Raw genomic sequence first — 21,637 nt, forward strand, 5'->3', positions numbered from 1 at the left:
CGGCGGCCGATAAATGCCAAGAAATTTTATGAGTTTACGCTGTAGGCCACCCCTCCTGCGCGCGGCCTGCCCCCAGAGAAGTTACCGGTCTCCACTCGACAAAGGCATCGGCTGCCTGACTGCCGAACGTTACAAAGCGCTGTTCGACGAGTTGGTAAAAGTGAAACTGCTGAAGCCTGATACGGACCACACCAGAGCCTTCGATACGCGCTTTTCCTGCAAGCGCGTCGGCATGTCGCTCAAGGATTAGCCGCTAGACATCCGACAGCCTGGTCGTCGGTTTCCCGCGCCAAAACATTAGGGCTGCTCGCTCTCGTGCCAACGGCGAAGAGCGAGTTTCGAAAGCAGGGACGTGAGGCCAAATATTGCGACGCCGAGCAGGGCGAGCAGGACGAGACATGCAAAAAGGCGCGGCATGTTCAGCCGGTATTGCGCTTCCAGCAGCCGAAAGGCCAGACCCGCGTTGTTACCGGCTTGCCCGACCGCAAACTCTCCGACAACCGCCGCCACCAGGGCAAGCCCGCCACCGATCTTAAGACCTGAAAAAAGCCCGGCAATGCCGATGGCAGTTTCAAGTAAAGGAGGGTCTGCCAACCAGACGCACTGTATGTTTTCAGCAGATCCGCATGGTTTCGATCGGCACTCTTCAACCCTTGCAGCGTGTTGAGCATGACGGGGAAGAAGGTGACGAGGAATGCACATGTCAACTGCGCCGTCCATGGTGTCGGCGCATAGATCAGGATCAACGGCGCTACCGCGACGATGGGCGTCACCTGCAAGGTGACCAGGACAGGCGAAATCAATCTCTCGATCGATCGCGACTGCGCCAGCACCACGGCCACGCCTCCACCCCCGACGATCGCAAGGGCGAGCGCAGTCAAAGTCGTTTGCACGGTCACAAGGAGCGCCGGCGCCAAGAGGTGCCAATCCGTTAGAATCGCCAAAGCGACGGTGTCCGGCCTCGGCACGATGTAGGCAGGAACGCCCGACAGCTCGACGTAGGCTGCCCAACTCGCGATCATCGCGCATGCGCCAATAACATGCGCAAGGGTTCGAGACGACAAGATGTCGAGCGATCTCTTCAATTTGCCTCTACCTCGAACCTTCAGCAGCATCGCTGCGAACCCCAGCGACTAATCGGATCCCTTACCAAGGCTAAGTTTCTCGAACCTTGTTCCGCGCCCCGAGACTGTCGGTGTGAACTGAGGCCATGCGTCGGCACTAAGCATGGCAGGCCGTCCCAGTCGATACACTATGCGATATTGCCCCCTGCAAACTTATGCACCAGCGCGTCGCGCACCTTCAAAAGTGCCGTCGCGATCGCTTCCAAGGTCGGATGGCCTGCAACCAGCTCACGGATGCGCCCTGCGTAGGTGCGCCGCGTCGTCGACCCGACCTTGAGGCCGAAGCCGCGCGGGATGCCCCGGATGCTCATCTCAATGTCGTGAAGCTTGCCCTGAATGAGCTTGCGGGCGGTCAGCAGCGCCCGCACCTCCTGGGCGGCAAGAGATTTGCAGTGGACCGGTTTGAACCAGCCAAGCCGCATCAACTGCGCAATGCCCCGCGCGTCCTTCTTGTCGGTCTTCACCGGCATCGTCTTGAAGGCTGCACGAACGTGGCGCGTCTCGATCAGCTCGACGGAAATACCTGCCTTCACCATCCCGGCATGGAGCCACTGCGACAAGGGGTCGTCCTCCAGACCAACTCGCTCCATCATCACGCCATGCGCGCCGAACCAGTCGATCAGCGCATCGGGTTCGCTGAGGATCTTTGCTTCCCGGATGATCCGACCATCCGCGTCCACCACGCACATACTCGAGTATTCCAATGACACGTCGATGCCGGCAACTGCATCTTGGTCGTTTCTCCGTGATGCTATGGAGCAGGCCACTCCTGACTCCGCGACGCCATCATTGTGAGGGACGACCACCAGACTTTCAAACCTGGCTGGCTGGGGCACGGCCCGTTACACCATCTTTGGAATCGCCTTTTTGACGGTCACGACGACCCGGCCGAGTACGGTGGTCGGAGCTAGGGCCCTGCTCTCACCTATTCTTCAACTCAGGGCTGCTTGCTGCTGAAGTCAAGCGTGCTCGTTACTGCCGCCCGCCATCCGAGGACGAGCTGCTGTCGTTCGCCCTCATCCATTCGGGCAACGAAACGGTGATCTCTCTTCCAACTTTGGGAGAAGCCTTGCATATTCGGCCAGACCTGTGCGCCGTAGCCCGCCAGCCAGGCAGCACCGAGCGCCGTGGTTTCATGAACAACCGGGCGATCGACCGGCACGCCTACGATGTCTGCCAGGCGCTGCATCGTCCAGTCGCTCGCCGCCATGCCGCCATCGACACGCAGGAACGTTTTGTCCGCCCGCGGCCAGTCCTTTCGCATCGCTCTCAGCAAGTCGCGCGTCTGGAAGCAGACCGATTCCAGGGCCGCCTTTGCCAGTTCGGCCGGGCCAGTATTGCGGGTTAGGCCGTAGAGCGCGCCGCGCGCATCCGGATCCCACCATGGGGCGCCGAGGCCCGTGAAAGCCGGAACGAGATAGACGGTCTGGCCGGCATCCGCGGCCGCGGCCAGCGTTCCGGAGCGGTCGGCACGGTCGATGATCCCGAGACCGTCGCGCAGCCACTGCACCGCCGCACCGGCGACAAAGATCGAGCCCTCCAGGGCATAATGCATTCGGCCGTCGATCCTGTAGGCAATGGTCGTCAGCAACCGATGCCGGGACGCCACCCGCTCGGCGCCGGTGTTGAGGAGGGCGAAGCACCCGGTTCCATAGGTCGATTTGACCATGCCCGGTTCGAAACAGGCCTGGCCGATCATCGCGGCCTGCTGGTCGCCGGCAATCCCGCGGATGGGAATCCGCCCGCCGAACAAGGCTTCGCCCGTCTCGCCAAAGTCACCGGTATTGCCGACGATTTCCGGCAGGATCGCCTTCGGTACGTTGAACAGAGCAAGGAGACTATCGTCCCAATCGGCCGTCTCGATATTGCAGAGCATTGTGCGGGATGCATTGGTGACATCGATCACGTGACGCTGTCCGCCCGTCAGCTTGTAGACCAGCCAGCTGTCGACCGTGCCGAAGGCGAGATGCCCGGCCCTTGCCGCCGCCCTTGCGCCGGAAACGTTGTCAAGCAGCCAGGCGATCTTGGTGGCGGAAAAATATGGGTCGAGCAGCAGGCCTGTCTTGCGGCCGACTTCCTGCTCCGTGCCGTCGGCGCGAATCCGGGCGCAATGCTCGGCGGTTCGCCTGTCCTGCCAGACGATAGCCTTGTGGATCGGCCTTCCCGTCCGCCGGTCCCACATCACGATGGTCTCGCGCTGGTTGGTGATCCCGATTGCTGCAATTTCGCAGGCTGAAACGCCCGCGGACAACATGGCCGACCGCGATGTCTCCACCACCGTGCGCCACAAGTCCTCGGCGTCGTGCTCGACCCATCCGGACCGCGGGAAGTGCTGGGGAAACTCCTGCTGGCCGGCTCCGCAGTTCCGGTAGTCGCGATTGAAAACGATCGCCCTCGTCGACGTCGTTCCCTGATCGATGGCTAGTACATATTCGCTCATGAAAGTTCCCGCTCCGGAAAATACCCGGCTTCAGCCGGTCGCCGCCTTGCTGCCGAACCGCTCACCGTCGAGGAACGCTGTGAGGGCGGCGACATCCCCGGGCGTGCTGCGCAAACCCACCTTGGAGCGACGCCACAGGATGTCCTCCGCCGAGCGCGCCCATTCTTTCTTCACGAGATAACGAATCTCGTTTTCCCCGAGATTTGCTGCGACGATCCTGCCCAAGCTGCTCTCAGGGCCGAGAATCTCGAGGGCCTTGGTGCCGTAGTTGCGCGCCAGCCGCCGTATTGTCGTCTCGGCAACGGAAGGGGCGTGCGCTGCCAGCCTGGCGACGAGAGCCTCGAAGCCGTCAAACGGAAAGTCGCCGCCCGGCAACGTCGCTCCGGCGGTCCAGCGCGGATTGCGGGCTCCGAGATGCTTTTCGACGAGGTCCAGCACGGATTCGGCAAGCCGGCGATAGGTCGTGATCTTGCCGCCGAACACGTTGATCATCACGCCGGTTTCCGCGTCGCCATCGGCCTTCAGCACATAGTCACGCGTCGCTTCCTGCGCGCTTGCCGCGCCTGCCTCGTAGAGCGGGCGAATGCCGGAATAGGACCAGATGACATCCGCCGGTGCGATCTGCCGCTGGAGATAGGAGCTCGCGGCCGCGCACAGATAGGCCGTTTCCTCCTCGCTGATCGCGACCTTTTCCGGCTTGCCGGAAAAGTCGCGATCGGTCGTGCCGATCAACGTGAAGTCGCCCTCGTAGGGAATGGCGAAAACGACGCGCTTGTCGGTGTTCTGGAAGATGTAGGCCTTGTCATGGTCGAACAGTTTAGGAACTACGATATGGCTGCCCTGCACGAGCCTGACATTCCTCACCTTGCCCCCACCGGCGGCAAGCCCGATGACCTGGTCGACCCAGGGTCCGGCGGCGTTGACCACGAGGCGGGCGCGAACCGTCCGGCCGATCTTCGTCGCCCGGTCGGCGATCTCGGCAACGAAACCGCCATTGCTGCGTTCGATGCGGATGACTTCGCTACGTGTCACAATCTCCGCGCCGCGATCGGCCGCGTCTCGAGCGTTGAGGACCACCATGCGCGCGTCCTGCACCCAGGCATCGGAATATTCGAACCCCTTGGCATAGCCGTCCTTCAGAGGCTTGCCCGCCGCGTGTTTCCTCAGGTCCAGCACCCTTGTCGGCGGCAGGCGCTTGCGACCGCCGATATTGTCGTAGAGGAAAAGCCCCAGCCGCTGCAGCCATGCCGGGCGAAGCCCTTCATGATGCGGCAGCACGAAACGAAGCGGCCAGATGATATGGGGCGCCATTTGCCAGAGCACCTCCCGCTCCACCAGCGATTCCCGCACCAGCCGGAATTCGTGGTGTTCCAGATAGCGCAGGCCGCCGTGGATGAGTTTCGTCGATGCCGAGGACGTGCCGGCCGCGAGGTCGTTCATTTCCGCGAGCAGCACCTTGTAGCCGCGCCCCGCCGCATCGCGCGCAACCCCACAGCCGTTGATGCCACCGCCGATGACGAGGATGTCGTAGTCGAAGGCGGCCATGGTCAGAGCCCGCCGAGGCAGACATATTTCAGCTCAAGGAACCCCTCGATTCCGTACTTCGAGCCCTCGCGGCCGAGACCGGACTGCTTGATGCCGCCGAAAGGCGCCATCTCGTTGGCGATCATGCCGGTATTGACACCGACCATGCCGGCTTCCAGCGCCTCGGCGACGCGCCAGACTCGCGCCATGTCTTTCGCATAAAAATAGGAGGCGAGGCCATATTCGCTGTCATTGGCCATGGCGATCACGTCGTCCTCGTCCTTGAACGAGATGATCGGGGCGAGCGGCGCAAAGGTCTCCTCGCTCGCGACCTTCATCGCCTGCGTCACGCCGGAAATGACAGTCGGCTCGTAGAAACTGCCGCCGAGCGCGCTGCGCTTGCCGCCGATAAGCAGCCTGCCGCCCTTTTCCAGCGCGTCGGCAACATGCTCTTCCATCTTGGCGACGGCCTTGTCGTCGATCAGCGGGCCTTGCGTGGCGCCGACTTCCGTGCCGCGACCGAGCTTCAAACCAGAGACTTTGGCGAGCAACTTTTCCGAAAATGCTTCGACTACGCTTTCCTGCACATAGATGCGGTTGGCGCAGACGCAGGTCTGTCCGGCATTGCGGAATTTCGAAATCATCGCGCCTTCGACAGCCGCATCGAGGTCGGCATCGTCAAAGACGATGAAGGGCGCATTGCCGCCGAGTTCCAGCGAGAGGCGCTTGATGCTGTCGGCGGCCTCCTTCATCAACCAGCGGCCGACGCCGGTGGAGCCGGTGAAGGTGATCTTGGCGACCTTCGAGTTATGGCAGAATTCCGCCCCGATCGGCCGCGCCTCGCCGGTGACGACGGAGAACACGCCCGCCGGCACCCCCGCCCGCTCGGCAAGCACAGCGAGCGCCAGCGCGGAAAGGGGTGTCTGCGAAGCAGGCTTCAAAAGCATGCTGCATCCAGCGGCGAGTGCCGGGCCGGCCTTGCGGGTGATCATGCCGTTCGGGAAGTTCCAGGGCGTGATCGCAGCGCAGACACCGACCGGCTGCTTCAGCACCATGATGCGTTGGCTGGTATTGGCGCCTGGAATGATGTCGCCGTCGATGCGCTTGGCTTCCTCGGCGAACCATTCGAGATAGGCTGCGTTCGAGATCACCTCGCCCTTCGCTTCGGCGAGCGGCTTGCCTTGCTCGCTGGTGAGGATCAGCGCCAGGTCGTCGGCATTTTCGAGGATGAGCTGGAACCAGGCGTTGAGCACCTTGGCGCGTTCCTTGGCGGCGCACTTTGCCCAGAGCTTTTGGGCAGTCTCGGCCGCGTCGATGGCAGCAGCCACCTCCGCGCGCGAGAGCGAGGGCACGTCAGCTATATGCGAGCCGTCGAAGGGATCGGTGACGGCAAAGGTGCGGCCGTCGGCGGCCGAGGCCCACCGTCCGGCGACGAAGGCCTTGTCGGCAAGCAGGCTGGCATCCTTGAGCGCGGTCTTTAGCGGGTGAGTCATGAAAAATCTCCGAAAAGCTTGAGGAAGGCGGGGCCGGCGAGCGACAGGCCGGATAAGAACAACAGTGAGAAGGCGACGCGCCGCATGCCGATGGGCGTCAGCGGCGGCGGATAGCGGCGCGCAAGCAGGGTGAACCCCATGACGACGGGGATGCAGAGGAGCCCCCACCAGAGGGAGGCCGAAGGGATATTGCCTGCCCCGGTAACGAGCAGCAGGCGCAACACCCCGTTGACGGCAAAGATGGCGACGAGCGTTTCGCGAATGACGACAGGACGGAGCGGCTGGCGATAGAAATGATAGACGAGCGGCGGCCCGGCAGTCGAGAAGAGCCCCCCCATCACGCCGGCAATCGCGCCGAAGAACAGGAAGGATACCGGCCCCGAGGGTTTTTCCAGCGGTGCGGGCTGGAGCAGAAGCTGGATGCTGGACAGGACGATGATCGCGCCGAGTACCAGCTTCAGCCAGTCAAGCGAGGCCGCGAGCAGCAGCCCGAGCAGCCAGTATCCGAGCACGAGGAAGGCAAGGCTGATGAAGATCACCAACAGGAATTCACGCCGCGCGATGTCGCGCCAGCCCTTGGCGAGCACTTGCACGGCGTTGACGATGCCGAGCACGCCGACGAGCACGGCGGCGTCTTCCAGCGGCACGACGCCCGTCAACCCCACCCCGCCCATCATCAGCAGACCAAGCGCAAAGCCGGTCAAAGTCTGCACATAGGAAGCGCCCGCCGCAAGCAGCAGCAGGACGGCAAGGCTCACGGTATCCATGATCAGAGCGTCCCGATCCCCGCGAAGAGTTTTTCGCGCGCTGCACCCTTGCGATAGAAGACGGCTGGCTGGCCGAGCGGTGCGGAAACCGTCACCTCGCGGCCGCCCTCGTGTGCGACGCCGGTCCAGACATGCACCCAGCGCTCACCCTTCGGCAGGTAGACGGTGCGATCCGTCTCGCCCGCCCTCCAGACGGGGGCGACCAACAGGTCGGCGCCGTAGAGATAGGCATCCTGGATGGCATAGGTGGCGCGGTCGTCCTCGTGGTGCAGGAAGAGCGGACGCTGCACGGGCAGACCGGTCTCGGCAGCCTCGGCCGAAAGCGCCCTCAGGTAGGGCGTGAGATGAACGTAGATAGCTGTCATGCGGGCGAAATGGGCGAGCACTCCCGCGTCCTGGTCGATCTGGAGATTGTCGCGCGGGCGGTTGCCTTCATGGGTGCGCATGACCGGCGTGAAGGCCGCCATCTCGGCCCAGCGCATCAGCAGTTCGGCCGTGCGCACATTGCCGAACAGGCTGGTGTAACCGCCGATATCGGAATGGTGATAGGCGTTGCCGAGCAGGCCGGAGGAAAGCGCGCCGGAGATCACCGTGGCGAGGCCGTCATGGCGGGAGAAATCCACCGACTGGTCGCCGCCCCACAAAAGCGGGCAATGGGCCTGTACGCCGGTATAGCCAGCACGCATAAAGAACAGCGAATCACCGGTTTTGCCGCGGCTTTCCACGGCGCGGGCATTCACCTCGGCCCACAGCGTCGGCCAGGCATTGTGCATCAGCTTGGCGTTCATCCCATTCTTGAGGTTGACGTCGATCGGCAGGTATTCGCCGAAATCCGCCATCCAGCCGGAAAGGCCGAAATCCAACATGTTCTCACCGATCACGCGCTCGGCGAACCAGGCCGCCGCATCGGGATTGGTGAAATCGACTACGCCGCAATCAAACTCGCCAAAATCGACCAGGGCGGTTTTTCCCTTGGCATCGGTCGCGAAATAGCCGTTCGCTTCGGCCTCCGGGAAGAGCGAACCATCCACGCAGAGATAGGGGTTCACATAGCCAAGGAAGCGGATGTTCTCATCGGCCAGTTCGGCGATCTTCTGGCGCAGGTTGGGATAACGCTCGTCGTTACCGACCCAATCCCAGAACAGGCGCGCGCCAAACGTGGTGTGGCGCAGGCCCACCCAGTCCTCGCACCAGAGACCCGAGACCTTGACGCCTGCAGCGCGGATCTTGTCCAGCCGCTCGAAGGATGTCTTCCCATCCTTTAGGCCGATGATCGCACCGCCATAAACCCAATTGGGAAGCTCAGGCTGTCGGCCGAAGCGCAGCGAGAGTTTGGAGACGAGATCGCGGAAGGTGGCGGCGGCGAAGAATTCGATCCGCTCCGGCACGGCCCAGATTTCCACCTCATGAAAAGCCTCGCGGCGGAAATCGAAGACGGCATAGGCGGTCGTATCGACATGCAGCGCATAGCGCCGGGACGAGACGTAGGTCGGCTGCGGATAGTTGGTATTGTAATAGTCGCCGCCCGCCTTGCCTGATACGTCGGACTTGAAGGTGATCTCCGTCGTCTTGTCGCGGCCGACGCCGGGTTCCGACGTCCAGAGCGGGAAGCGGCGGCCGCGCAGGTCGAAATAGGACATCTGCTCGCCGCCGCCCCAAACATGCTCGTCCTTTTCCGCGACGGTGCGCAGCCAGAGACGGTTAATGGACGTGTCCGGCGCGTGCAGCCGCAAGCTGTCGCCGCCCACTGTCAGAATGAGGCGCACGGGGTGGCCGGGAGCGCTGGAAAGGTGGATCGTGTCGCCCTCGACCTCGGCATGGGCAAGCGCGACGCGCTCCACCACATAGTCCTCGATATCGAAATTGCCGCAATACATGTCCATCCGCTCCTCGCCGTGGCCGGCGAAGATGGCGGGGGTATCCGCTGTGTGGCTGAGGACAGTGCGGCCGTCGAGGGAGAGCGAGAAGCCGTTGGCGGTCTTTTCGAGGAGCATGGTGAAACCTTCAGTTCTGCGTGAGGCCGGCATCGACGATGAAATTGGCGCCGGTGCAGCCATTGCTTTCATCCGAGCCGAGGAAGAGCGCAAGGCGGGCGACATGGCCGGCATCGAGGCGGTATTTTAGGGATTGCAGGTCGATGAACTTCTGGCTTTCCTCCGGTCCGGCCCAGAGCGCTTTCTGGCGTTCCGTGACGATCGCACCCGGCACGATGCAATTGACGCGGATACCATCGGGGCCCAGATCGCGGGCCAGTGTGCGCGTCATGCCGTTGATTGCCGCCTTGGCGGTGGTGTAGCCGACCATGACCGGATTGCCGCGCATCCAGGAGACTGAGCCCATCATGACGATGGAGCCTCTGCCCTTCTCGCGCATACCCTTGGCCACCGCCTGCGTAGCAAAAAACTGGTGGTCGAGATTGAGCGCCAGCATGCGCCGCCAGTAATCGGGCTCGACCTCGTCCATGCGGTGGCGATCGTCCTTGCCGGCATTGTTGACCAGCACGTCGACCGCGCCGTGGCTGGCCTCGACCTTGGTTACGGCATCGCGCAACGCCGGAACATCGGTGAGGTCGCAGGCGTAAAAATCCGCACCCGTCGCTTTCGCCGTCGCCTTGCCCGCGCCTTCGTCGATATCGAGGAAGGAGACGTGTGCGCCCTGCGCCCGGAAGGCGGTCACCATGGCTTCGCCGATACCGGAGGCCCCGCCAGTGATCAGCACGTTGCGGCCTTCGAGCGAATGATAGCGGACAGTGTCGTAGGTCATGACGGGCCTCAGCGGGCTGGGTTGAACAAGGGCCGGGCAAGGCCGGCGACATCGGTGCGCATGGCGAAAAGCGCGCCGGAAAGCGGATAGTCGGCTAGCTCATCTTCGGAGCGGCCAATGCTGGCGCTGGTGCAGTAGAGCGTCTTGAGGTCGGGGCCGCCGAAGGCGATCATCGTCGGACACTTCGCCGGCACCGGAAATTCTGCAAGCAGCGTGCCATCCGGTCCGTAGCGCTGCACGCGTGCGCCCTCGAAAAGCGCCGTCCAGTAACAGCCCTCGGCATCGACCGCGCCGCCATCCGGGCGGCCCTTGTCGGCCTCGCTGCCGAATCGAGCGAAGATCTGGCGGTTCGTCGCCGCGCCCGTCGCGGGATCGTAATCGTAGGTATAGAGCGTGTAGCGCAGCGTGTCGGAATGATAGAGCCGCAGGCCATTCGGCGAGAATGCGACGCCGTTGGAGGTGAGCAGTCCCTCGGCGAGGCGCGTCAGGCCATGCGAATCGTAGCTATAGAGGTTGGCAATGCCTTTTTCGCGCGTCTCGTCGACGGTGCCCGCGACGAAGCGGCCGGCCGGATCGACGCCGCCGTCGTTGAAGCGGCTCACCGCCTGGTCCTCGGGATTGTCGGCAAGCTTTTTCTGCGGCGTACCGTCAGCGTCAAGCAGCCAGAGACCGGAGCGCAGACCGGCGATGAAGCCGCCGCCTTCGGCAAGGCCGATGCAGCCGACTTCCTCCGGCAGTTCCATTGTCGTTAGCGTTTTTGTTGCTGGATCGTAGCGGTGGATGCGGCAGCGCTTGATATCGACGAAATAGAGCGCTTGTTCGGCGACCGACCAGAGCGGGCTTTCGCCGAGGGCGGCTTGAAAAGCGAGAACTGGGGCAAAACCGTGTTCCACCGTCAATTCCTCAATATGCCGCCGTCGCAGCGACAGACGTCTGCGTTACGCCCCTCAACTGGCAGAGCCAATCGTTGGCACGGCCGGTCATCATGGCGATATCGGAGGCGATGGCGGCATAGTCGTAGCCATAGCCGATGAAGCGTTTCACCATGTCCGGATTGGGGCCGACGATGCCGACCGGCTTGCCGGCGGCATGTGCGTCCTTGGCCGCCTTCTCGATCAGCGCCTGCACCTCCGGGTGCGCGATATTGCCGATATGGCCCATAGCGGCGGAAAGATCGCCGGGGCCGACGAAGAGTGCATCAATGCCTTCAACGGCGGCAATTTCTGGCAAGCGTTCGATCGCTTCCGGCGTTTCGAGCTGGACGATGGTGCAGATGTCGTCATTGGCGGTCTTGAGGTAGTTCGGGATCGTACCGAAGTGCGAGCCGCGATGCACGGCAGCGACGCCGCGAATGCCGTGTGGCGGATAGCGCGTATAGGATGCCGCGGCTCTCGCCTCTTCCGCCGTCTGCACGAAGGGCAGCATGACGGTGCGTGCGCCGGCATCCAGCGCGCGCTTGACGAGCACCTGGTCGTTCCAGGCGAGCCGCACCACAGCGTCGGCCGGTGTGCAACCGATTGCGCGCAGGATATGTGCGAGATCGGTGAACTCGACCGGCACATGCTCCATGTCGACGACGAGGAAATCGAAGCCGCCATAGCCGAGCGCTTCGGCCGTCGAGGGGGCGGCTGCCATCAGCCAGGTGCCGAGCGGGGTCGCGCGGTTCTTCTCGCCGAGCCAGGATTTGAAGGGGTTGTTGCTGCTCATGGGTGTTGTCCTTCAGTAGATCGGCGGTTCGGGCACGGCTTGTGTGCCGGTCAGGAAGTCGAAGTCGCAGCCCTCATGCGCCTGGCTGACATGGCGCTGGTAGAGAGCAGCGAAGGAGCGTTCGTAGATGGGAGCGGACGGCTTCCATTCGGCGCGGCGGCGGGCAAGCTCATCCCCGGAAACCCGCATGTTTATCGTGCCGGCAGTGACGTCGAGGTCGATGAGGTCCCCGGTTTTGAGCAGTGCCAGCGGCCCGCCGATGGCGGCTTCGGGCGAGACGTGCAGGATGCAGGTACCGTAGTGAGTGCCGCTCATGCGGCCGTCGCAGATGCGAACCATGTCGCGCACGCCCTGCTTCAGCAATTTCTTCGGGATCGGCAGGTTGCCCCATTCCGGCATGCCGGGCGCGCCGACCGGGCCAGCGTTGCGCAGCACGATCACTGTGTCCTCGGTAATGTCGAGGTCCGGGTCGTCGAGCGTCTTGTTCATGGTGCGTGGGTCGTCGAAGACGATGGCCGGACCGAGATGCTTCAGGAATTTTGGATTGGCCGCGGAGGATTTCATGACAGCGCCGTTCGGCGCGAGATTGCCGCGCAACACTTCCAGTGTCTTGCCGCGCGAGAGCGGCACGACGGGATTGTCCTCGTCGCGGATCACATCGTCGTTCCAGCAATCGGCCGACGCGATGTTTTCACCGAGCGAGCGGCCATTGACGGTCGGGCGTTCGGGGTTGAGGTGCCGCGACAGTTTTTTCAGTAGCGCATTGATGCCGCCGGCAAAGTAAAAGTCCTCCATCAGATATTCGCCTGACGGGAAGACGTTGGCGACGACCGGGACCTTGCTGGCCATTGCTGCCATGTCGTCCAGCGACAGCTCCACCCCGACGCGCTTGGCCATGGCGATAAGATGCACGGCGGCATTCGTGGAACCGCCGAGCGCCATATAGGCGACGAGGCCGTTCAAGAAGCTATCCCGGTCGAGGATTTTTGACGGTTTCAGGTCTTCCCAGACCATTTCGACGATACGCACGCCGCAGGCGGACGCCATGCGCGTATGACCAGAATCGACGGCGGGGATCGAGGAGGCACCAGAGAGCGTCATGCCCATCGCATCGACGATGGAAGTCATGGTCGAGGCCGTGCCGATCGTGTTGCACGTGCCGGGCGAGCGCGTCATGCGGCTTTCGAGGTCCACCCAGTCCTCGCGGGTGATGTTGCCGGCGCGAAGCTCGTCCCAGTATTTCTTGGTGTGGGTTCCCGCGCCGGTCTTCACGCCGCGCCACTGGCCGTTCGACATCGGCCCGGCGGGGCAGAAGATCACCGGAATATCCATCGAGAAGGCGCCCATCAGCAGCGCCGGGGTGGACTTGTCGCAGCCGCCGAGCAGCACGGCGCCGTCGATCGGGTGGCAGCGCAGCAGTTCCTCGCATTCCATGGCGAGGAAATTGCGGTAGAGCATCGTCGTCGGCTTGACCATGACTTCGCCGACAGAGATCGCCGGCAATTCGACGGGATAGCCGCCCATCTGCCAGACGCCGCGCTTGACGGCCTCGGCCCGGTCGCGCAGATGCGCGTGGCAGGGGCTCATCTCGCTCCAGGTGTTGATGATGCCGATAACCGGCCGGCCCATGAATTCTTCGCGGCGCATGCCCATCTGCTGGGTACGCTGGCGGTGCGCGAAGGCCCGCATGTCGTCGGAGGCGAACCAGCGCTGGCTGCGCAATTCGGAAAGCTCGCGCTTCGTCATCCCTTGATCCCTCCCGCAGTGAGACCCGAGACGACACGTTCCTGGAAGATGACGATCAGGACGGCGACAGGCACGATGCCGACGACGAGCGCAGCCGAAATGACCGGCCAGGGGAAGGCGAACTCGCCCTGATAGAGCTGAATGCCGACCGGCAGCGTGCGCAGTGATGGATTGGAATTGAAGGAGAGCGCCAGCAGGAACTCATCCCAGGCATTGACGAAGGCGAGGATGCCGGCGGTGAAGACGCCCGGCGCGCAGAGCGGCACGACCACCTTGAACAACGCCCCCATGCGCGTGCAGCCGTCGATCATCGCCGCGTTTTCGAGATCGCGCGGGATGCCCTCGAAGAAGGAGACGAGCATCAGCGTGCAGACCGGCAGCGACAGCACCGTATAGGGCAGCACCAGCGCGACCCAGGTGTTGAGCAGGTTCAGTGTGCGCATGATCTCGAACAGCGGCACCAGCAGCGTCACCAGCGGGAAGGTCGAGACGGCGATGATTAGCGACAGGATGAGGCCGCGATAGCGCAGATTCAACCGCGCCAGCGCATAGGCCGCCAGCACCGAGACGAACAGCGTCAGACAGGTGGAAAGCAGCGCCACCATGAAGCTGTTGAACAGGAAGAGGTGCAGCGGCTGATCGGAAAAGGCCTGCATGTAGTTCGAAAGCGTCGGGGCGTGCGGCACCCAGGTGATCGGCTTGGCGGTGAGTTCCGCTTCCGTCTTCAGCGAGGTGAAGAGGATCCACAACGCCGGGAACATGCCGTTCACGATCAGCGCGCCACCGGCGATGAAACGCAACGGACGGCCGGAGAGGAGCGAGGAGAAACCGGGGTTAGCGACGGCGCTCATGGTTTACTCCTTGGTCCGGATGGCGCGGAGATAGACGGCGGTCACGCACATCGACAGGGCGAACATCACGACGGCGAGCGCCGAGCCGTAGCCGAGGTCGAGGAAGGAGACCGTGTTCTGGTGGATGTACATGGCGAGCGTGGCGGTGGAAGTGCCGGGGCCGCCGCCGGTCATCATGTAGGGAATGTCGAAGGTCTGCAGTGCCGTGATGGTGCGGAAGATCAGCGCCACGACGATAGAGGGTTTCAGGAGCGGCAGCGTGATCTCGAAGAACTGGCGGATGCGGCCGGCGCCGTCGACATCGGCCGCCTCATAGAGCGAACGCGGGATCGTCTGAAGGCCGGCGAGGATGATCAGCGCCATGAAGGACGAGGTCTTCCAGATGATCGTCAGACAGATGGCGGCGAAGGCCCAGTTCGGCGAGTTGAACCAGATGATGCCCTCGAAACCCATGCGGTTCAGTACGTCGTTGACGACGCCGTATTCCGAATGGAAAAACCAGGCGAAGATCAGGCCGGCGAACGAGAGCGGCAGCGCCCAGGGGATGAGCAGGGAAAGGCGCACCGGCCACTGCACGCCGAAGGGGAGGTTCGCGAGCAGGGCCAGTGCCAGCCCGACCAGGAGGGCGCCGGGCACGGTAATGAGCGTGATGAGGACGGTGTTCCAGGTGGTTTCCCAGAAGACCGGATCTTCCAGCATCAGGCTGTAATTTTCCAGCCCGACGAATTCCGCCGGCAGGCCCGACGTCAATGACAGGCTGAAGAAACTGGTATAGCCGAGGCGCAGCACCGGATAGACGATGATCAACGCGAGAAGGATGGCCGCAGGCGCAAGCAGGACCACGGCGAGCGCCCGGTCGCCGAGATCGAGCCAGCGCGTCCAGGCCGGCGGGCCGCGATCGGCGGGGCGCGCCGCAATGAGGGTGGAGGTGTTTGTCACCAGTGCAACTCCCGACGGTTCAGGTAGGGTGCCGGAAGGAAAACCCTTCCGGCAGTTCCGATCAGCGCAGGATACGCTTCAGGCGAGCCTCGATCTGGCTGGCGCCGTCTTCGGGCGTAGTCACGCCGGCAAGCACGGCATTGACCGTCGTGCGGATGACCTCGCTAACCTCGTTGTAGCGCGGCGTGACCGGACGGGCCTTGGCGGTCTCGACGACCTGAAGAGCTTCCGCGAACCACGGCACGGCCTTGAGAACTTCCTCGTTCTTGTAGGCGCCGGCATAGGTCGGCAGCAGCGATCCGTTAGCGGCCATGAAGACCGAGACATCCTCGCTCGAGAGGTACTCGACCAGCTTCTTCGCCTCGTCCTGATGCGTGGAATAGGCCGAAACGCCCCATTCCCAGCCCCCGAGGCAGCTCGCCTGCTCACCGGAGCCGAGCGCAGGCAGGCGCGTCACACCGACATTGCCCTTGACGGCCGATTCCGCGCCCTGGAAGTGCGTCCAGGCATAGGACCAGTTGACAGCGAAAGCGGCGCTGCCGGCCTGGAATTCCTTGCGCGTGTCGTCGGTGGCGACTTCCGCGATGTTCTGCTTGGCGACGCCCGTATCGACAAAACCCTTCCACAGCGACAGCGCCGTGACGGCGGCGTCATGGTCGAAGGTCAGCTTGCCGCTCTCGACGAGGTTCTTGCCCTGGCTCCAGTAGGGAAGCAGGAAGGTGCAGACCGCGCCCTCGATCGCCTTACCCTGGAAGGAGAGGCCCTGGAGGTCAGGGTTCTTCTCGCCCTCGGCGATTTTCTTGGTAGCAGCCGCCAACTCCTCCCAGGTCTTCGGCGGGGCGATGCCGTATTTGTCGAGAAGATCCTTGCGGTAGTAGAGGAACATGGCGTCGGCGAAAGCCGGAAGTGCCACGATCTTGCCGTCCACAGTGTTGGCCTCGGCATAGGCCGGCAGGTAGACCGACATGTCCTTACCTTCGAAGGAGGACGTCCAGCCGGCGGCAGCGTATTGTGCCGGGCGAATGACGTCGAGCATCAAGATGTCGAGGTTCGGATCCTTCGCTGACATGACGGTGTTGAGATATTGCGCTTGCGCTTCGGAGGTGTTGCCACCGGTTTCGATCGCGACTTTCACGCCGGGATTGGCGGCCTCGTACTTGTCGAGCACCTTGCGCCAGACATCCGGCTGGTGCTGGCTGGAAACGAAGATCTTCAACTCGGTGTCGGCGAAGGCCGGCGCGGTGAAGGTAAGCATGCTGGTGGCGGCGAGCGCACTCGCCATGATCCGGATGTTCATTCTTTCCTCCCGTGGTTTGTCAGTTGATGACGCGTTCGCTCGCGGCATCGAAAAGATGAATTTTCGTGGGATCGACACCGATCCGGAACTCGGAGCCGCTCTCAGGCCGCGCCTCCGGCGGCATGCGGGCGGTCAGCATGTCGCCACCGACATCGAAGTGCACCAGCGTGTCCGAGCCGAGCGGCTCGACCACCTGCACGCGCGCCGACAGCGTGACCGCGGGATCAACGACCGGGCCAAAATGCTCCGGTCGGATGCCGACGACGACCTCGTATCCGTGGAGCCCCTGCTCGCGGCCCGGCCGCACGGCTGACAGCGCCAGCCGGTTTCCATTGGAAAAGACGAGACAGTCTGCCTCGACCTTCGCCTTGGCGAAATTCATCGCCGGCGAGCCGACGAAGCCACCGACAAAAATGCTCTGCGGCCGGTTGTAGACCTCGTCCGGCGTGCCGACCTGCTCGATATCGCCGCCCTTCAGGATGACGATGCGGTCGGCGAGCGTCATGGCCTCGACCTGGTCGTGCGTGACATAGATGATCGTCGTGCCGATCTGCTGGTGCAGGCGCTTGATCTCGGTGCGCACCTGGCCGCGCAGCTTGGCGTCGAGGTTGGAGAGCGGCTCATCGAAGAGGAAGACCTTCGGGCGGCGAACGATGGCGCGGCCCATTGCGACGCGCTGACGCTGGCCGCCGGAAAGCTGGCCGGGACGACGCTCCAGCAGATGGCCAATGCCGAGCATTTCTGCGGCCTCGTTGATGCGCGCCTCAGAATCGCGCGCCGGAATGCCGCGCACCTTCAGGCTGAAGCCCATGTTCTCCCGCACCGTCTTGTGCGGATACAGCGCATAGTCCTGGAACACCATGGCGATGTCGCGCTCGCGCGGCGGCAGGCGGTTGACCAGCGTCTCGCCGATGCGGATCTCTCCGCCGCTGATGCTTTCAAGGCCGGCAACCATGCGAAGCGTCGTCGACTTGCCGCACCCTGACGGCCCGACGAAGACGACAAACTCCCCGTCGCCGATCTCCAGGTCGATACCCTTGACGATGCTGAGCGCACCGTAACTCTTTTCTAGCTTTCGCAGGCTGACAGAAGCCATTCCTCTCTCCCAAGCGCGCAACGGGGCTTTCCCGATGTGATGATCAATAATAGCGCTACGATTCATATGATGCAAGATAGGTCAGCGGTCTTATTTCTTCCTCGCACACAAAAACGGAAAAAACCTGAAACAAGCACAAAAGCAAAGCAGTTTCATGGTATTACGCGGTGAACCTTATTGTTTTTTCATTGATGCAACTCAAAAAACGTGCTATAAGTACGATAATAGCGCTACGGAGATAGCCATGGAAGAGACCGTTCGAAAGCCGCCGCGCAATCGCCGCAAAATGCAGTCGGTGACGATGACCGACGTGGCCGAACTCGCCAATGTCTCGCCCTCGACGGTTTCGCTCTTCCTGCGCAAGCCGGAGGCGGTTTCCGCAGCCGCAAGCCAAGCGGTCAGCCGGGCGATAGATAAGCTCAACTACGTGCCGAACCTCATGGCCGGCGGGCTGGCTGCCGCCTCCTCCCGCGCCGTCAGCATTCTCGTGCCGTCCGTCCGCAACGCCTTCTTCGCCGAAACGGTCTCCACCATGCAGGCGGCGCTGAAGAAGCAGCGCCTGCAGCTCATCCTCGGCCATACGGAGTATGACGAACACGAGGAGGAGGAACTGGTGCGCATGGCGCTCTCCTGGGCACCGGCTGCCATCGTGCTGACCGGACTTTCCCACAGCGCGGCAACCCGCCGCCTGCTTGCCAACGTCACCATTCCCGTCATAGAGATCTGGGAACTGGGCGGACCGCAGATCGATTCCGCCATCGGCTTCCATCACGACCAGGTCGGCATCGCCGCTGCCGCGCACCTCATCCAGCAAGGCCGCCGCAACCTGGTCTTCCTTGGCGCGCGCATGCACCAAGACCGTCGCGCCAAGCAACGCTGCGACGGCTTCCTGCAAGCCGCGCGCACCGGCGGCGCCACGGCTCACGTCGTGGAACATCCCGACACCGCTTCCGCCGAGATCGGCGCCATGCTGCTTTCCGAAGCGCTTAGGCTTTATCCCTATGCCGACGGCATCGCCTGCTCTAACGATCATATTGCGCTCGGCGCTCTCTTCGCTTGCAATCGCCTGGAGGTCGCCGTGCCCGAGCGGCTCGCCGTCGTTGGCTTCGGCGACCTTAGCTTCAGCGCCGCCTGCAACCCGCCGCTCACTACCATCCGCCCCTCAGGCGACCTAATCGGCCGCGAAGCCGCGCGGCTGATCGAAGATCACCTCAACGGCGAAAAGCCCGAGAGGCAATTGACGATCGACACCCGCTTCACGCTGCAGCATCGCCGGAGCAGTTGAGGAAGAGACAAGCGGTGTCGGAATTAAAGCCAGCGATCCGCATCTCTTGGGAACGCCGGATCTGCGAATTCGCCGATCCGTCTCTCAAAACGATGAAGACAGCAAGGCCTGGCACAGCCCGTCGAACGTGACGACGCGCCTGTCCTTGGCCGAGCGTTCGGCAGCAATGGAAGGGTGATGTCACGTTGCTTGACTGAAGCCGGGCAAAGGGTTTGCCATTGAACTCAGGCAACTGCGCCGGTTACGGCCTTCCACTGGGCCATTGCGCGGATACGATGGATGTGGGTGGCGAGGGCGGTGTGTTTCTGGTTGGACGGAAGTGGTTTCTGATTGCCGAAAAGACTGCGATGAATCGTTGCAATCCGCCGGCGGATCGAAAGCCTTGCATCACCCGTTCTCGTCTCCGCTGTGGCAGGTGGGAATTCTCCGCCCGCTTGTTCAGCCCTTTGTGCGATCTGTGTTCGACGGTAAGCGTAAGATCCCGCTTTGCGGCTCCATATGAGCGAAGTTTGTCAGTGACGATCCGCTTCGGCGTGAGGCCTTGCTTCTTCAGCAACCTGACCAGCATCGCTTGGCAGCCTTCGTATGGCGACGGGTTTGGACGATTTCGTCGAGAACATATCCGTCGCGATATCGACGGCTCGCCAAAGCCAGTGTTTTCGTCCGCCAATCGCTACGACCAGTTCATCAAGATGCCAGCTGTCCTTTCGTGACGGCTCCTTTCTTCCAACTGCTTTGCGTAGGCCGACCGAACTTGCGGCCCCATCACCGGATCCTTTCTTAACAAGATGCTGTCGCCCGCCGAAATCTTAAAGCTGCAGAAAACTTGAGACGTGTCTACGTAACGGGGGCCTTTCAATCTCCTACGGCTCCAGCCCCGCGCACCGCGCGGTATTTCGTATGTGCGTTTCCATCTCCAGCCGTGCGGCAGCCGGGTCGTTAGCCCGCAGGGCCGCGATGATGCGGCGATGCTCCGCAATGGATTCGCCCATGCGCGCGGGATCGGTGATCGGAATTGGCTGACGCTGGGTCGCTGTCAGTTGCTCGCGCACTGTCTGATAGAGCGCGCGCAGCATTGCATTGCTGCATGCGGACGCGATTATGGCATGAAATTCCAGGTCAGCGTCGACGTTGGCCAAGAGATCCTGCTGTGCCCAACTCTCTTCCATCTGCCGTGTCATGCTTTCCATCTGGTCCAGTTGATTGGCCATCAGCCGCCCTGCTGCAAGACTAGCCATCTGCCCCTCGAGCATTATCCGGGTCTGGAACACGTCGAAGACCGAATAACTGCCGGAGTAGCGCCAAGGCCCCATGTGATTGGAGGCAGAGGACGGGCCACCAGAAACGAACGTTCCCCGTCCCGCCTCCGTCTTCAGCAAGCCGAGAGTCTCAAGTGTAAGCAGGGCTTCCCGCAGTGATGCGCGACTGATTCCAAACTTCTGCGAGAATTCACGCTGCGATGGGATTTTCTGCCCCGGCTTGAGGCTGCCGGCCTGAATCATGCTCTGGATTTCGCGGGCGACGGATTGTGGGACAAGAGTCTTGTTCAGCATTGCGTGTTTTCCATCTGCCCCTGCGATACGGCCCTTCCATACCGTGAAGGGCTGATTTCGCGCCAAGTCTATTTTATCGACACCATCTCTTGCAATTGCCAAACAGGCATGCTTCCTTGGTCTTACTGGTCTGACCAGTTAGACCAAGCGTAACCGTTTCACTTTAAAAAAATCAAGGGGAACCTCATGAAAGCGCTTACACTCATTACCTCTACTGCCTTGTCCGCCCTGCTTGCCGCTGCAGCATTCGCCACCTCCGGCAATGCCGCCGACCTCACCGTCGGCGCCAATATCGGCAACGTTCCATGGGAATTCCAGAATGCATCAGGCGAGACCGTCGGTTTCGAAATCGATCTGATTAACGAGGTCGGCAAGCGACTTGGCAAGTCGGTCGAGTTCGTCAACGTTCCGTTCAACGGCCTATTCTCCGCCGTCCAATCGGGTCGCATCAATATGGCCGTGTCGTCCATCACCATTACCGACAAGCGGCTGGAATCCGTGACCTTCGCGCAGCCCTACTACGACAGCGACCAGTCCTTGACGGTGACCGCGGCCAGCGGCATCACCGGCCTTTCGGGCATGGAAGGCAAGGTTGTCGGCGTCGACACCGGTTCGACGGGCGACATGTGGGCGACCAACAACACCGCGCAATACAAGTTCGGCGAAATCCGCAAGTTCGAAGGCCTCTCTCCCGCCATGTTGGACCTAGTTGCCGGTCGCGTCGACGGTTACATCAGCGATATCCCGGCACTGCTCTACTACGTCAAGGACAAACCCGACCTGAAGGTGGCCGAACGCATCCCCACTGGCGAGAAATATTCGGTCATGTTCAACAAGGGCGACCCGTTGGCCAAGGAGGTCAACGACGTTATCTCGACTTTGAAGAAGGAAGGATTCGTCGCCAAACTGCACGAAACCTGGTTCGGCGCAAAAGCCGAGGAGACCACCTCGACTGTCATGGTCATGGACATGCCGGCCGCCAAGTAAGCCGCGCCTCCTCGTGATGGCGGCATTGCAGCGCCGCCATCAATTCCATAGCGACAGCCGGTGGC

At 62.5% G+C, this 21,637-nt stretch carries 18 protein-coding genes and 2 pseudogenes; 3 read left to right on the top strand and 17 right to left on the bottom strand.

The genetic code is table 11. The annotated features are described in order from the left end of the window. The first annotated feature begins 28 nt into the window (after positions 1-28). The gene (locus BLJAPNOD_RS31905) at positions 29-250 is read left to right on the top strand and encodes a hypothetical protein (protein ID WP_199566081.1); all 222 of its coding nucleotides are present in this window, start codon (positions 29-31) and stop codon (positions 248-250) included. A gap of 47 nt (positions 251-297) precedes the next feature. Here the strand turns inward: BLJAPNOD_RS31905 and BLJAPNOD_RS31910 are convergent. The 15 genes and pseudogenes from BLJAPNOD_RS31910 to ugpC all read right to left on the bottom strand — a co-directional run bounded on the left by BLJAPNOD_RS31910 (position 298) and on the right by ugpC (position 17,747). Then, positions 298-1,022: pseudogene (locus tag BLJAPNOD_RS31910) on the bottom strand (ABC transporter permease subunit). Between the two features lie 230 nt (positions 1,023-1,252). Beyond that, complete coding sequence (locus BLJAPNOD_RS31915) at positions 1,253-1,960, bottom strand: transposase (RefSeq protein ID WP_244611179.1); 708 nt, start codon at positions 1,958-1,960, stop codon at positions 1,253-1,255. A gap of 101 nt (positions 1,961-2,061) precedes the next feature. Continuing rightward, positions 2,062-3,564 carry a glycerol kinase GlpK gene (gene glpK / locus BLJAPNOD_RS31925; RefSeq protein WP_115422779.1) on the bottom strand — a complete coding sequence of 501 codons (1,503 nt, stop codon included), beginning with the start codon at positions 3,562-3,564 and terminating at the stop codon, positions 2,062-2,064. Positions 3,565-3,594: 30 nt separating this feature from the next. Next, positions 3,595-5,109: a glycerol-3-phosphate dehydrogenase gene (glpD, locus tag BLJAPNOD_RS31930; RefSeq protein ID WP_115422780.1), complete on the bottom strand. Its 1,515-nt coding sequence runs from the start codon at positions 5,107-5,109 to the stop codon at positions 3,595-3,597. Between the two features lie 2 nt (positions 5,110-5,111). Continuing rightward, on the bottom strand, positions 5,112-6,581 hold the full coding sequence (locus tag BLJAPNOD_RS31935; RefSeq protein WP_115422781.1) for an NAD-dependent succinate-semialdehyde dehydrogenase: 1,470 nt from the start codon (positions 6,579-6,581) through the stop codon (positions 5,112-5,114). After that, positions 6,578-7,348 (bottom strand): TSUP family transporter, encoded by a 771-nt coding sequence (locus tag BLJAPNOD_RS31940; RefSeq protein WP_115422782.1) that lies wholly within the window; start codon positions 7,346-7,348, stop codon positions 6,578-6,580. The genes BLJAPNOD_RS31935 and BLJAPNOD_RS31940 overlap by 4 nt, the downstream gene beginning before the upstream one ends. Before the next feature lie 2 nt (positions 7,349-7,350). Next, positions 7,351-9,342 (bottom strand): alpha-glucosidase, encoded by a 1,992-nt coding sequence (locus tag BLJAPNOD_RS31945; protein WP_115422783.1) that lies wholly within the window; start codon positions 9,340-9,342, stop codon positions 7,351-7,353. 10 nt (positions 9,343-9,352) lie between these two features. Beyond that, on the bottom strand, positions 9,353-10,111 hold the full coding sequence (locus BLJAPNOD_RS31950; protein ID WP_115422784.1) for an SDR family oxidoreductase: 759 nt from the start codon (positions 10,109-10,111) through the stop codon (positions 9,353-9,355). Between the two features lie 8 nt (positions 10,112-10,119). Further along, positions 10,120-11,004, bottom strand: coding sequence for an SMP-30/gluconolactonase/LRE family protein (locus BLJAPNOD_RS31955; protein ID WP_115422785.1), 885 nt, complete (start codon positions 11,002-11,004; stop codon positions 10,120-10,122). A gap of 10 nt (positions 11,005-11,014) precedes the next feature. Next, on the bottom strand, positions 11,015-11,818 hold the full coding sequence (locus BLJAPNOD_RS31960) for an aldolase/citrate lyase family protein (RefSeq protein ID WP_115422786.1): 804 nt from the start codon (positions 11,816-11,818) through the stop codon (positions 11,015-11,017). 12 nt (positions 11,819-11,830) lie between these two features. Further along, positions 11,831-13,564, bottom strand: a complete 1,734-nt coding sequence (araD, locus tag BLJAPNOD_RS31965; protein ID WP_115422787.1) for an L-arabinonate dehydratase — start codon at positions 13,562-13,564, stop codon at positions 11,831-11,833. Then, entirely contained in the window at positions 13,561-14,415 is an 855-nt protein-coding gene (locus BLJAPNOD_RS31970; protein ID WP_115422788.1) for a carbohydrate ABC transporter permease, read from the bottom strand. Before BLJAPNOD_RS31970 ends, araD begins: the two co-directional genes overlap by 4 nt. A 3-nt stretch (positions 14,416-14,418) precedes the next feature. Continuing rightward, positions 14,419-15,354 carry a sugar ABC transporter permease gene (locus BLJAPNOD_RS31975; RefSeq protein ID WP_244611180.1) on the bottom strand — a complete coding sequence of 312 codons (936 nt, stop codon included), beginning with the start codon at positions 15,352-15,354 and terminating at the stop codon, positions 14,419-14,421. A 61-nt stretch (positions 15,355-15,415) separates the two neighbouring features. After that, on the bottom strand, positions 15,416-16,651 hold the full coding sequence (locus BLJAPNOD_RS31980; RefSeq protein WP_115422789.1) for an ABC transporter substrate-binding protein: 1,236 nt from the start codon (positions 16,649-16,651) through the stop codon (positions 15,416-15,418). Positions 16,652-16,670: 19 nt separating this feature from the next. Then, a complete protein-coding gene (ugpC, locus tag BLJAPNOD_RS31985; RefSeq protein WP_115422790.1) occupies positions 16,671-17,747 on the bottom strand; it encodes a sn-glycerol-3-phosphate ABC transporter ATP-binding protein UgpC in 1,077 nt (358 codons plus the stop codon). A 244-nt stretch (positions 17,748-17,991) separates the two neighbouring features. On the opposite strand from ugpC, the gene BLJAPNOD_RS31990 reads away from it, so the two are divergent. Continuing rightward, positions 17,992-19,032, top strand: coding sequence for a LacI family DNA-binding transcriptional regulator (locus BLJAPNOD_RS31990; RefSeq protein WP_115422791.1), 1,041 nt, complete (start codon positions 17,992-17,994; stop codon positions 19,030-19,032). 224 nt (positions 19,033-19,256) lie between these two features. On the opposite strand, the pseudogene BLJAPNOD_RS31995 reads toward BLJAPNOD_RS31990, so the two are convergent. Together BLJAPNOD_RS31995 and BLJAPNOD_RS32000 are read right to left on the bottom strand one after the other, a co-directional pair. After that, positions 19,257-19,812, bottom strand: a pseudogene (locus BLJAPNOD_RS31995) (IS6 family transposase); the annotation flags it as partial. An 83-nt stretch (positions 19,813-19,895) separates the two neighbouring features. Then, entirely contained in the window at positions 19,896-20,585 is a 690-nt protein-coding gene (locus tag BLJAPNOD_RS32000) for an FCD domain-containing protein (RefSeq protein WP_077505518.1), read from the bottom strand. A 186-nt stretch (positions 20,586-20,771) separates the two neighbouring features. Between BLJAPNOD_RS32000 and BLJAPNOD_RS32005 the strand changes: the two genes are divergently transcribed. Further along, on the top strand, positions 20,772-21,572 hold the full coding sequence (locus BLJAPNOD_RS32005) for an ABC transporter substrate-binding protein (protein ID WP_115422792.1): 801 nt from the start codon (positions 20,772-20,774) through the stop codon (positions 21,570-21,572). Positions 21,573-21,637 lie beyond the last annotated feature (65 nt).

Origin of the sequence: Ensifer sp. M14 (assembly GCF_003355565.1) — a bacterium.
Taxonomy (GTDB): Bacteria; Pseudomonadota; Alphaproteobacteria; order Rhizobiales; family Rhizobiaceae; genus Ensifer.

What these genes read in the sequence shown, in the direction of transcription:
- BLJAPNOD_RS31905 (WP_199566081.1), top strand. Translation starts at nt 29, where the DNA reads ATGAGTTTACGCTGTAGGCCACCCCTCCTGCGCGCGGCCTGCCCCCAG.
- glpK (WP_115422779.1), bottom strand. Translation starts at nt 3,564, where the DNA reads ATGAGCGAATATGTACTAGCCATCGATCAGGGAACGACGTCGACGAGG.
- glpD (WP_115422780.1), bottom strand. Translation starts at nt 5,109, where the DNA reads ATGGCCGCCTTCGACTACGACATCCTCGTCATCGGCGGTGGCATCAAC.
- BLJAPNOD_RS31935 (WP_115422781.1), bottom strand. Translation starts at nt 6,581, where the DNA reads ATGACTCACCCGCTAAAGACCGCGCTCAAGGATGCCAGCCTGCTTGCC.
- BLJAPNOD_RS31940 (WP_115422782.1), bottom strand. Translation starts at nt 7,348, where the DNA reads ATGGATACCGTGAGCCTTGCCGTCCTGCTGCTGCTTGCGGCGGGCGCT.
- BLJAPNOD_RS31945 (WP_115422783.1), bottom strand. Translation starts at nt 9,342, where the DNA reads ATGCTCCTCGAAAAGACCGCCAACGGCTTCTCGCTCTCCCTCGACGGC.
- BLJAPNOD_RS31950 (WP_115422784.1), bottom strand. Translation starts at nt 10,111, where the DNA reads ATGACCTACGACACTGTCCGCTATCATTCGCTCGAAGGCCGCAACGTG.
- BLJAPNOD_RS31960 (WP_115422786.1), bottom strand. Translation starts at nt 11,818, where the DNA reads ATGAGCAGCAACAACCCCTTCAAATCCTGGCTCGGCGAGAAGAACCGC.
- araD (WP_115422787.1), bottom strand. Translation starts at nt 13,564, where the DNA reads ATGACGAAGCGCGAGCTTTCCGAATTGCGCAGCCAGCGCTGGTTCGCC.
- BLJAPNOD_RS31970 (WP_115422788.1), bottom strand. Translation starts at nt 14,415, where the DNA reads ATGAGCGCCGTCGCTAACCCCGGTTTCTCCTCGCTCCTCTCCGGCCGT.
- BLJAPNOD_RS31980 (WP_115422789.1), bottom strand. Translation starts at nt 16,651, where the DNA reads ATGAACATCCGGATCATGGCGAGTGCGCTCGCCGCCACCAGCATGCTT.
- ugpC (WP_115422790.1), bottom strand. Translation starts at nt 17,747, where the DNA reads ATGGCTTCTGTCAGCCTGCGAAAGCTAGAAAAGAGTTACGGTGCGCTC.
- BLJAPNOD_RS31990 (WP_115422791.1), top strand. Translation starts at nt 17,992, where the DNA reads ATGGAAGAGACCGTTCGAAAGCCGCCGCGCAATCGCCGCAAAATGCAG.
- BLJAPNOD_RS32000 (WP_077505518.1), bottom strand. Translation starts at nt 20,585, where the DNA reads ATGCTGAACAAGACTCTTGTCCCACAATCCGTCGCCCGCGAAATCCAG.
- BLJAPNOD_RS32005 (WP_115422792.1), top strand. Translation starts at nt 20,772, where the DNA reads ATGAAAGCGCTTACACTCATTACCTCTACTGCCTTGTCCGCCCTGCTT.